The 11212-nt window shown below is 41.7% G+C and carries 10 protein-coding genes; 6 read left to right on the top strand and 4 right to left on the bottom strand.

Annotation, left to right across the window (positions count from 1 at the left end):
- Window position 1 precedes the first annotated feature (1 nt).
- Window positions 2-871 (bottom strand): WYL domain-containing protein, encoded by an 870-nt coding sequence (locus PN836_RS11730; RefSeq protein WP_395338518.1) that lies wholly within the window; start codon window positions 869-871, stop codon window positions 2-4.
- Between the two features lie 353 nt (window positions 872-1224).
- Between PN836_RS11730 and PN836_RS11725 the strand changes: the two genes are divergently transcribed.
- The 6 genes from PN836_RS11725 to PN836_RS11700 are packed head-to-tail and all read left to right on the top strand — an operon-like array spanning window position 1225 to window position 8120.
- Window positions 1225-2061: a TnsA endonuclease N-terminal domain-containing protein gene (locus PN836_RS11725; RefSeq protein ID WP_395338516.1), complete on the top strand. Its 837-nt coding sequence runs from the start codon at window positions 1225-1227 to the stop codon at window positions 2059-2061.
- Window positions 2042-4174 (top strand): transposase, encoded by a 2133-nt coding sequence (locus PN836_RS11720; protein WP_395338515.1) that lies wholly within the window; start codon window positions 2042-2044, stop codon window positions 4172-4174. Before PN836_RS11725 ends, PN836_RS11720 begins: the two co-directional genes overlap by 20 nt.
- On the top strand, window positions 4152-4463 hold the full coding sequence (locus PN836_RS11715; RefSeq protein ID WP_395338513.1) for a hypothetical protein: 312 nt from the start codon (window positions 4152-4154) through the stop codon (window positions 4461-4463). Before PN836_RS11720 ends, PN836_RS11715 begins: the two co-directional genes overlap by 23 nt.
- A 14-nt stretch (window positions 4464-4477) precedes the next feature.
- Window positions 4478-5737 carry an ATP-binding protein gene (locus PN836_RS11710; RefSeq protein WP_395338511.1) on the top strand — a complete coding sequence of 420 codons (1260 nt, stop codon included), beginning with the start codon at window positions 4478-4480 and terminating at the stop codon, window positions 5735-5737.
- Between the two features lie 9 nt (window positions 5738-5746).
- A complete protein-coding gene (locus PN836_RS11705) occupies window positions 5747-7318 on the top strand; it encodes a TnsD family Tn7-like transposition protein (RefSeq protein WP_395338509.1) in 1572 nt (523 codons plus the stop codon).
- Window positions 7308-8120: an HD domain-containing protein gene (locus tag PN836_RS11700; RefSeq protein ID WP_395338507.1), complete on the top strand. Its 813-nt coding sequence runs from the start codon at window positions 7308-7310 to the stop codon at window positions 8118-8120. Before PN836_RS11705 ends, PN836_RS11700 begins: the two co-directional genes overlap by 11 nt.
- Window positions 8121-8331: 211 nt before the next feature.
- On the opposite strand, the gene PN836_RS11695 is transcribed toward PN836_RS11700, so the two are convergent.
- From PN836_RS11695 to istA, 3 genes are all read right to left on the bottom strand, one after another.
- Window positions 8332-8565 carry a pentapeptide repeat-containing protein gene (locus tag PN836_RS11695; protein WP_395338506.1) on the bottom strand — a complete coding sequence of 78 codons (234 nt, stop codon included), beginning with the start codon at window positions 8563-8565 and terminating at the stop codon, window positions 8332-8334.
- A 228-nt stretch (window positions 8566-8793) separates the two neighbouring features.
- The gene (gene istB / locus PN836_RS11690; RefSeq protein ID WP_395338423.1) at window positions 8794-9540 is read right to left on the bottom strand and encodes an IS21-like element helper ATPase IstB; all 747 of its coding nucleotides are present in this window, start codon (window positions 9538-9540) and stop codon (window positions 8794-8796) included.
- Window positions 9541-9548: 8 nt separating this feature from the next.
- A complete protein-coding gene (istA, locus tag PN836_RS11685; RefSeq protein WP_395338422.1) occupies window positions 9549-11084 on the bottom strand; it encodes an IS21 family transposase in 1536 nt (511 codons plus the stop codon).
- Window positions 11085-11212 lie beyond the last annotated feature (128 nt).

Below are 11212 nucleotides of genomic sequence, written 5' to 3'. Positions count from 1 at the left end.
TTTAGTTTTGGTCGTACCCTGGCGCAATGGTAAGGTTTTCGACGGTATCTAGTGTAAATCGGTTTTGTAACCATAGATGATATTCTCGGCCTACAAGCGTTCCACGTTCACTACAATCAACATTCCAACGCCGTAACAAATATCCAGCTAACGCAGCTCTCACCTCAATAAGAAGTTGTCCGTTGTCCATTCCATAGTCCATTTCGATTGCTGTTGGAAAGTTGATGTTCTTGGGATGAGGGATAAGTCGCAACGCAACTTTTTTTTGCCATTGATTATCAAACGAAGCTAGCTCACTATCAGCAGCTGATTTCTTCAAAGTTACTTTACTAATCCTTGTCAATACAAAGTCCCTGAAACTTTGACTTTTTCGGTCATAAGCGCGTACGTGCCAACGTAGACCATTATCAACGATAGAGTGAGGCACAAGTTCCCGAGTATTCGAGCCACTCGATAGTGATGTGTAGATAACACTAACTGCCTTATGATTTAAAATCGCTTGCACTAGCCTAGCTAAAACGAATATATCAGGAACGTTCAGACTAGAGGGGGCTTCCACCGGAAAGTGTTTATCTCCAATTGCATCGAATCCGTCGGAAATATCATTAGCTAGTTTTGTCAGCGTCCTCAGAGGGTCATACTCAAAAACGGGACTAAACTCAGGGGTCTGAAAATATCGCTTTTCTCTAGCATCATATCTTAAATTCTCTGGTGCCAACTCTTTGTATAAACCAAAATCGCGAGAACCAGCAGATAAGCCAACTTCGAATCGGTTAGTTAAGTCTTGTCGATAAATTGATCCAACAAAGAATAGACAAAAATCTATATAAGCTAATCGTTGTTTTTGAGAAAAACTAATTGAATCAAGCATGCTTACAGAGTGAGTATAATGATAAATACATAATATGGTTTATTTTGATACGGTTGTAAAGTAATCATATGTTAAACATGATTTTGATTGATTTTTATACAGTCAGTGCTCTCGGAAAAGAAAAAGCAGTTTTCGAGAAAAAGTTTTTTATCTAGCGAACGTCATTTTTATGTTTCCGCCAGTGAAACGCGAAAATATTACAAAACAAAAACTTATTACATTTGTCATATTATGAGTCTTATCACACTGATCAACTTTCTCAATCTTTTATTTTAAATCAATAGTTTACGACTAAATTTGTGCTTGACTCAGTAAGAGAAATACTTAGTCTGTAAAAAGGACCAAGGAGGTTTATGATGAGCAGATACGATCAAAATGAAGCTATTTTTAAGCGCTGGCAAAAACAAGGAAGAGGCCAAGGTACAGGTAAAAATTATCTGCCATGGCTAAAAGTATACAATGTACCTTCTCGGGGCAGGTCACATCGTGCGCGTTCATCAACAACCAATAGAGTTGTCCACTTGGTCAGTGATCTTGAGTTTCATGTCTTTTTAGAACTGGATTGGGCGACCGAAGTTGTCGACATAAGGGAACAGTTCCCATTATCGCTTGAAAAAACAATACAAATAGCAACTGAAAAAGGGCTGAAACACCCTGCCGTTCGTGGCGAAAACATCGTAATGACGAGCGACTTTTTTGTCACTCAAACAAATCAAAGTATCCCAAACTTCGTTATTCAAGCTAAGTATTCTGACGACGTTCGCAAGCCAAGAACAAAAGAAAAGCTACTTATTGAGAAGTCCTATTGGAACGAGCTAGGTGTGTATTATCAGGTCGTTACTGAGAAGGATATCAATCCAGTTCGATGCGAAAACCTTAAATGGCTTCACTCATTAGATAGCTTGCATATATCAATAGATTCACTTATCGCTACCGCACAATTTTGGGAAGACGAGCTATATGAACGACAACAAGAAAGGCTCCTATCGATTGTAAGCTGTATTGATGAAACGTTGGGTTTAGATGATGGCACCTCATTGTCTCAATTAAGGCTATTGTTTTCCAAAAGAATAGCCATCTTCGATTTAACCATCCCATTTTTTAAATTGGTTGCAGGTGAAATTTCTTTTGTACAAAGCGTAGATATATCAAATCATAAGGTTGATTGCAGTGGCTTCATTAGCAATTGAGCGTTTCAAAGCTTGCCCACTGTTTCGCAATGATGTGTTGTTGTGGGATGAAACACATTTTCGTGTCATTGAGATTGTAGACGATACTTTCTTTTTGTTTGAGCTTGATAAAAATTCAGGCATTCCAACGCAGTTCAAAGCTAACGAATTATCACTTCATTTCAAAAACCAAGAGATCAGTATGGTTGACAACCATCGATATCAACCAGTGCTTCCTTTGGTTAAATCAGAGAAATTTCTAAGCAAGATTGAGGAAAGGTTCAATACGATTAAGGGAATCGTTGAGCATCCAGAATATCTATACTCAGGAATTCGTGGAAAGCTTGTAAGCGATGCTGCAACGCTTCATGGCACTAGTAGTGCGTCTATTTATCGAGCACTTCGAGATTATTGGACTTTTGGTCAGACAATGTATGCCCTTGCTGATCGTTATCATAAGTCAGGTGGTAGTGGAAAACGAAGAGTTTTTAAGAAGAAGCCAGGCGCACGCAATAGATATAGTTTAAGCAATAGCGCGATCTTGGATTCTGAGTTTCGAGAGGCGATGCTCGTTGTAATAATGCAATTTCATATTGCTTTGGACAAAAGTCTTACATACACGCACAATCGTTTTGTCTCACTTTGCAAAAGTTTAAATCCAGCGCTCACAACACAAGAAATTCCCTCGATCCACAGTTTAAAGTTTTTCTTTAGAACAGAATTATCAAAGCACAGAGTTGTACGTTCGAAACTCAGTCAAAAAGAATACGATAAGAATCATCGCCCCTTGCATGGAACAGCTGCGGGTTCAGTGTATGGACCTGGTGCTCGATTCGAAATTGACAGTACAAAGGGAGATATGGTTGCAGTAAGAAAAGATAACAGAACAGAAATTGTGGGTAGGCTCACAATTTACTTAGTCTGTGATGTTTATTCTAGGCTAGTTGTTGGATTTTACGTTGGTTTTCAAGAATCTCATTATCGAAGTGCTTCGCTAGCACTATTGAATACTTTTAGCGATAAAACGTATTTGCTAAAAAAACATGGAATAAGTCCAAAGCTCACAAATCAATGGGGTTCAACCGGAAGGCCTCAGGCTATTCTGGCTGATAAAGCAGAGCTGTTCGGCGATCAAAGTACTCACCTTGCTAATACAACAGGTATAAGAATTGAGAACACGGCTAGCGGCAGAAGTGAAGCGAAAGGCTGCATTGAGAAGCTTTTAGATTTAATACAAATGGCTTATTCAGGAAACCTTCAAGGAAAGTCCAATAAAGAAACACTAAAAAAGGCAGGTGCAATCGACGGAAGGCTTACAGCTTTTCTGAGTCGAGACGAAATCGAGGCAATTGTAGTTTCTCAAATATTGGCGTGGAACAAATATGCTGTACTGGACAATTATGACTGTGATCCAGATTTTCCTGATGACCTTCCATTGACACCTCAGAATATCTGGGACTGGGCGTTAAAAAACCGGTCGGGAAGGCTACCGCCTGTCGACATGCAACAGATGAAAACAGCTATTTTGCCAAAGGGCTTTGCAACGGTTTCGGCAAAAGGCATTAAATTCAATGGACTCTATTATGACAGTCCTGAACTTAGAGAGAGTGGTTGGTTCGAGCGCACAAAAGGTACAAAGCGCCCTAGTCGCCTAGTTGTTCACTTTGACCCAATGATTGTAAACAACGTCTTCGCAATCGACGAACTCCAGCCTCACAAAGTTTTTTCTTGCGCCCTTAAGCAAAGTTCTCGTGAATACATTAACTATAGTTTTCTCGAAGCTAAAAAGAGGATGGATGTCAAAAAGAAAACCTCAGCAATTCAACACGCTGAATCACAGGAAGCAAAGCGGCTGCAAGAAGAATATGTTCTTAACATTCAGCGTAAAGCTCAAAAAGAATTGAATGCTCTCAAAAAATGCTCTCACGCTGGGCGAATAAAAGCAATTCCGGAGAATCGTGCTCTAGAAAAGGAAATTGAACGACGAGAACTAATTAATAAATTTTCACCCGTCGATATCGAAATTAAAGATCAATTGGATGATTTTTCAGACCCTGATATCGACGACCTATTCAACTTAAATGACACGGAAGTCGAGCAAAATGATACAAATGGAAATGACACTTTTGATTGAACGAGATAGCTACTTTAAAGCTGAGTATAGGCCTACGGGAATTGACTATTTTGATGATAACCCCCTAATCACTTCATTGGCTTGGATTGATGAGCCAAAAGAAATCATTAAGGCTTTGCAAAATCTTCCTGAATCTGTAAATCGCACAGGTAGTCCAAGTGAACGCTCTCAAGAGCTGATTCATTCGTTAAGCAGCAGTTTCGTCCCACTGCCTCAGCATATTGATTTACTTCGGATGGTGCATCAAAAGCTTAGAGTTGGCTACGCCAGCAGAAATCCAATCCAATAAAGCATCAGCAAGATTTGGATTTACAAATTGCGTATCAAAATTCTCAAAAGGGTAAGGGCAAGGCTAGATTACTCAATCATCCAACCGCCAACATTAATAGTTGCAGCTTCTATGGAATACCCGGTGATGGAAAGTCGACTTCTTTCGAGAGGATTTTGGCTCTGCAACCTCAAGCCATTTATCATGAAAAATACAATTTTTTACAAATTACTTATCTCGTAATTGAATTTCCGCACGATGGCAGCCTTGTAACGCTTTGTCATAACTTCTTTGAGTCTTTAAACAAGGCCACCGGTGAACGTGATACGCAGTGGTTTGAAAGACGAGAAAATGAAAAGTCTTTACTACGCAAAATGCAGCGAGCAGCGTCTCGTTTTCACATTGGCTTGCTAGTAATTGATGAATTCCAGTCATGGCGCAAAGCGAAGCGAGGTGGTGAGGCCGTATTAGGTTTTTTAGTAAACCTAATTAACACGATTCGTTTGCCAGTTATTTTTGCTGGTACACCCGCTGGTATAGGTAAATTGGAAGAGAATTTAGCTATGGCCAGGAGGGTTGTTGGTTTTGACTTTTGGGATCCATTAGATTCTCAGAAAAAACGTAACGGTGAGAAAAACAACTGCAAAAAACTATGGGAACATTTCACGAATACACTTTGGCATTATCAGTATCTCGATAAGCCCAAAGCAACTTTGACTGATGAAATTCGGAACACATGGTTCGATCTTTCGCAAGGGGTTCTTGATATTGCGATCAAGTTATTTATCTACAGCCAACTTCGTGCAATTCGCAGTAAAACAGAAGTTATAACGCTTGAGCTGATGAGACAGGTATACAAAGAGGATCTAAAACCAGTGCACAATGCTTTAGCTGCACTTCGCTCAAACGATCCCGCCAGAATTGCTGACTTCGAAGACTTACCTCAGGCTAAGTTAAAGTCAAGAATGACCGAGCTACAAAGCAGCATAATTAAATCAAATAATGACAAAGCGAGCACGACATTAACTTTGCCAGGGCTAAATAGAGAACTGCTTGAGATATGCATTCACCTCGGAATTAATAAAGAGTTTTGTCTTCCTCTAATAAATGACTTTTGTAGCAACAATCCGAAAATGAGTGCGATTGAAGCCTTTCCCTTCCTCACACAATTAATTGAAGAACGAAAGTGCAATCAAAAAACAAATGTGAAAGAGAAACGGCCACGAATTCAGATTAATGAAGAACAGTTTTTAAGTCAGACAGAGAATGATCCTTTCCAACAATTGCAGCGATAAGGACTTTCTTTGAGATATTCTTTGCACCTAAACTCGTTGAACTTCTTTAAAGATGAGCTGCTCTATAGCTTCTTAGCGAGATTGGCAGTTCACTTAAGTTTGGAAAGTCCTAAAGCTTTAATTGAGGCTGTCTTTGACAGCCGTTCAACAGCGGCGACAATTGCTATTCCGGGACACTTACAGAAACTTTATAGTAGTGGTTGCCTACCACCCAGGTACACCATTGATCAAATTATTCATCAACATACACTCTTCCCATTGGTTTCCTCTTTCATCAGACCAGAATTGAGAGTGGAGCTTCTTAGTAATATGAGGAATGGTAATGCAAGTCGACTATTTGTAAGAAGTGGACTAGCTGCCAATCGTTTACCCAAACTAACGTTTTTGAGATATTGTCCATTGTGCCTGTTAGACCAGAAGAATAAGTTTGGCATAGGACACTGGCAGAGAATTCATCAAATCGTTGCCGTTCAGCATTGCGCGATTCACAGATGCAAGTTGTTGGGTTTGAAGGGTGAGCAGCTTGGATATGAGAGACATACATTTCATCCTTTGCGAATTAAGTCTTGTGACCAAGTGCCGCACTATGAAATTGGTGAGCACGAGGCAATTGTTGAGGCAAAATGCAGAGAATTGCTCAATCAAGGGGAGCCGATAACCCCAACCTTTCACCAATGGACAAATTACTATCTTGAGCTGGCGCAGACAGCTGAGTGCAGAAAAGGAAAATATATCAAATTTGAGCCTATCGAGGAGTTGGTTAAGCAACGTTGGCCAGAAGCATTTCTAAGTAAAAACGGCTTGGTAAACACCAAATCGTCCAGTAGCTGGTTACATTCGATTTTCAGAAAACACAGAAAGAGCTTTAGCTACTTAGAGCATATTGTTGTAAACGGGGCAATAAAAGGTCCAGATTTTTCAATTGTTGAGTGCGTAAAACAGGCATCAAATATGGCGAAAGAGACGGAAACTATATACTGTGAAGGTACCCGGAAGACTTCAGCTAGAAGCACTCATGACATGGCTGAATGGCAAAATCTTTTGGCATTGAATGGACCAAAATCAGCACGAAAATTAAGACCGAATTTATATGCGCGACTATACCGTGAGGACAGGTCAAGGCTATTAGATGCTAATAATCAGTTTAAAGTCGCCCGTACTCATAACTCAAGTCGTATTAATTGGAAGCAGAGAGACAAAAAAGCGGCCAAATCGCTATTGAAAATAATTGACGACTTCGATGCCCATTTGTCATTTCGGCGTCTGACAAAGCGCTTTCTGATTTATCGCCTACCTCGCTCAGCTTCAATTGAAAAAAAGCCAACAAAATATGTTCTCACACACGCTCTGCTCGAGAAATACAGTGAATCGATATTCGAATTTCAGATTCGACGAATTACGAATACGATATTAACTAGCGATCATCATTCTCGATATAAACGATGGTGGTTGCTCCGAAACTCGGGACTGTCAGAGCAACGTCTAACAAAAGAAGTACGCATTTTCATCGATAAAATCCTACCAAGTGAATTCTTTACCCTAGAACTCACTAATACTCAACGGAACTCATATGAACAATGACCTAAAAGTCTTTTTAAGTTCGGACTTGTACTACTCTCGCAATACTTTACATTTTTACAAAGCGGGATATATGGGGCTTGGCAACACTGAAATTAGAGAGCTACCTACTGCCATCAATTCTCATCTCATGCAAATCGTAGAGATAGACCAACTAGATCAAGACAAAGCATTTGATAACTTCTGTATTGGTCGATATTTCGATGAGAAAGAAAATGATGAAAAACAATATGATTTCACGGCTTATTCTGTTGAATTAAATCCCGTGAGCATCGACCTCGAACGGCTACGTGACACTCAAATGACGTGCTCTAAAAGGATTGAATCAGCCTTGGCGCTCGCTGAAAAAGCACATGCTCGACAAAAGAGAAAAAGCGACGGCTCGGCGTATATAGTGCATCTTGAGGAAGTAAAAGGATTGCTGGAAAATGTGGCAACCCTGAACGATGAGGACGTGATTGTTGCTGGAATTCTTCATGATGTCGTCGAGGACACAAACATTTCGAAGTCCGACTTATTATCACGTTTTGGTAATCGGGTTACAAACTTAGTCACTGGCTTGACTGATGATAAGACAAAAACTCTCGAAGAAAGACGGCGTTATACAATTGTAAAACTACAATCTGCACCACGTTCAGTAAAGCTAATTAAATTGGCAGATATTTCGTCAAACGCTGCCGCTATACCGAAAGGTTGGTCACGAAGACGGGTTGAGGACTATTTTATTTGGCTTGACGCGATCGCATATATTTGTCGAGAAGCCAGCGAAAGCTTGTATCAACATTACAAAGCTATACGATCTTAAAGGTCGCACGTTGCCTATGGTTTACCAAAACTGGTCAACATTACTTATGCTTAATTTGAGGGGTTAGATAGTTGGCAAATTCCATTCAATTAGGGCATGTTAGCAATGCTAAAATACCGGTTAGTCGTTTCAAAAGAGAGCTAAATAGTATCGTTCGCAACTTTAACAATGGCGAGCTGGAAAAGACAATAATTACAAAAAATGGGGTCGACTATCTTGTAGCTATTAGACCAGACAAGGTGTCTTGAAAGTATGCTTTAACCATCGAGATGTCCCGAAAGTATGCTTTAACCAACAAGATGTCTTGAAAGTATGCTTTAGCCAACGAGGTGTCTTGAAAGTATGCTTTAACCATCGAGATGTCCCGAAAGTATGCTTTAACCAACGAGATGTCCCGAAAGTATGCTTTAGCCAACGAGATGTCTTGAAAGTATGCTTTAATCATCGAGATGTCCCGAAAGTATGCTTTAACCAACGAGATGTCTTGAAAGTATGCTTTAACCGTCGAGATGTCCTGAAAGTATACTTCAACCAGCGAAATGTTTTGAAAGTATGCTTTAAACTAGCGAGATGTTTTGAAAGTATGCTTTAACTTGCGTATTTCGGTAAAAACAGTCAGTCATTTCGGTTCTATCCGATCGCTTCATAACCTTCTTTTCTCCCAGCCTTCTTTTTACCCTAAGTGATCGGATTGGTCTAGTTTTCTCATTGACTCCCCAGCGAGTTCGATGCGATGACTGTTATGCAGTAATCGGTCAAGTAGTGCGTCAGCAACGGTCGGGTTTGCTATGAGCTTATACCAGTCTGTCGCCGGTATTTGGCTAGCAATAATAGTGCTGGCGTTTTGATAACGGTCCTCCATGACATCAAGCAAGTCGTTGGCTTGTCGAGCATTTAGCTTTTCCATGCCCCAGTCATCGAGTATTAGCAGCTTTTTCTTGGCAAGTTGCGCCAGTTGTTGACGGTAACTACCATCGGCATGGCCGATGTTAAGCTCATCGAGTAACTGACCTAGTCGGTAATATTTAACGCTGTGATGCTGCTCGCATGCTTGTTGTCCAAGCGCACAGACTAAATAGGTTTTACCGCAACCGGTTGCCCCTGTGATAATGACGTTGTGCGAGTAATGCAGGTATTGCCCGCTGAGTAAGGTCGCTATTTTTTCCTTGCGCAGTCCTCGTGCTGCTCGGTAGTCTAGATGACTGGCGTGCGCATCTAAGCGCATTTTTGCCTGACGTATTAAGCGTTTGATTTTAGTATTTTGACGGCAGAGTATTTCGTGCTGTGCCAGTAAGCCAAGGCGCTCTTCGAAGCTCATATCCTCATATGTCGCCACTTGTGATTGTTGCAGCTCAAGCGCTTGGCTAAAGTGCCCAAGTCGCAGTGAGCGCAGTTGCTCTTGCAGTGCTTGTTGGTTCATGATGTTTCCTATTGATAGTAATGTTGTCCACGGATATTGTGGTGTGTGACAGGTGTGTCATCTTGCTCGGGTGCTTGATGTGCCGCTTCTTTGCGATGATTGAGTAGATTTACCACCACCGTGCGATGTGGCCGCTCAAGCAGTAAGGCTTTTTGGCAGGCGGCCTCTACGCGGGCATTGCCGTATTGCTTAGTGAGATGCAGTATGGCTAAACAGCTTTTAATCGCTTGCTCAGGGTGTTTACGGCTTTGGATATGCCACTCAACCACGCCACGAGCACCCGCGCCAATATTTTCAGCCCAACTTAATAGGCGCTCTGGACCGAAGCGCTGCTTCACATGGCTATGTGGCATATGCTCTTTAATGGTCGTAAATCCGCCGTCTTTAAACGTGCGAGCATGTTGCGCGACGAGCTGGTTGTGATGATAAATACACACGATATTGGCACTGACTTCTAGCGTGACAGTGTCGCCGACTAAACCATTAGGTACAGAGTACGCATGCTTTTCATACAGCACATGGTAGTCAGGGCCGACCTTGGCGCGTTTACTGTCGATGTATTCATAAGGGCATGCGGGTAAACTGCCCAGCGCGGGCTTATCTAGCAACTCGAACTGCTGTTTGCGTGAGCCAGGATACATGCGTTGTTGACGGTTATTTAAGTCCTCCATTAGGGTTTTGATTTTAACGTTCAAGTCTGACAAGGTGTAAAACACATAATGACGCAAGCGCATTAATACCCAACGCTCAACAATCAGCACGGCATTTTCAGCTTTGGCTTTATCTTTGGGTTTATAAGGTCTAGCGGGCATGATGGCCGTGCCATAATGCCTTGCCATTTTAGCGTAATTTTCATTCAGCGTAGGCGCGTAAGGATGAGCTTTAATCACCGCTGACTTGAGGTTGTCTGGCACCAACAGGCGCGGCACGCCGCCCATATAATTGAACGCACGCACGTGCGCCATTATCCAATCTTCTTGCTTTTGTGAGCGGCCCGCTTCGACATAGGTGTAATTGGTCGCACCTAGCGTCGCAACGAATATCTGCGCGTGATATCTGATTTCCCCCGTATCAGGGCTAACAATGGGAACTGTTGGGCCGCAGTAGTCAATAAATAACTTATCGCCGGCAATATGATGCTGGCGCATGCTGCGTTTTTGCTTTTTAAGCCACGACTGATAGTGCTCGCAGAATTGAGTGTATCCGTAAGCGGTGGCGCTATCTTCTTTACAATATTCTTGCCATAGCAGCAGCTTGGTCATATGCCGATGCTTTAGCTCAATTTTCATTTTCAGGAAGTCAGGTAGGCGTTTCTTGCGTTTAGCCGTCGCAGCAGTATAGAGATTGCCTTCAAGTTGCTGATCGCTTAGGCCCTCTGGTAGTGGCCATGTTAAATCACTCGATTTAAATCGCGTGAGGACTTCACTCACGGTAGCGGGGCCAAGGCTCAGGCATTTGCCAATATCGCGATTGCTCAATCCTACCTCAAACTTCAAGCGCAGGACGTCTTTTACTTTTCTCATTTCAGTTCTCTTTCTAGGCATGGCTGCGTATTTCCTTAACACTGACGTTAAGGCATAGCTTACCAATTGATTTAACTAGAAAAAGAAGGTTGTTTCGGCATTCCGATCACTGATTTCGGAAAAGTGCTCAATTTGATCGAATAACACCG

The sequence above is a fragment of the Ningiella algicola genome, from assembly GCF_028401415.2.
Lineage (GTDB): Bacteria > Pseudomonadota > Gammaproteobacteria > Enterobacterales > Alteromonadaceae > Glaciecola.
Note: the sequence above shows the minus strand (reverse complement) of the source record. Positions and strands in the feature narration are given on the sequence as shown.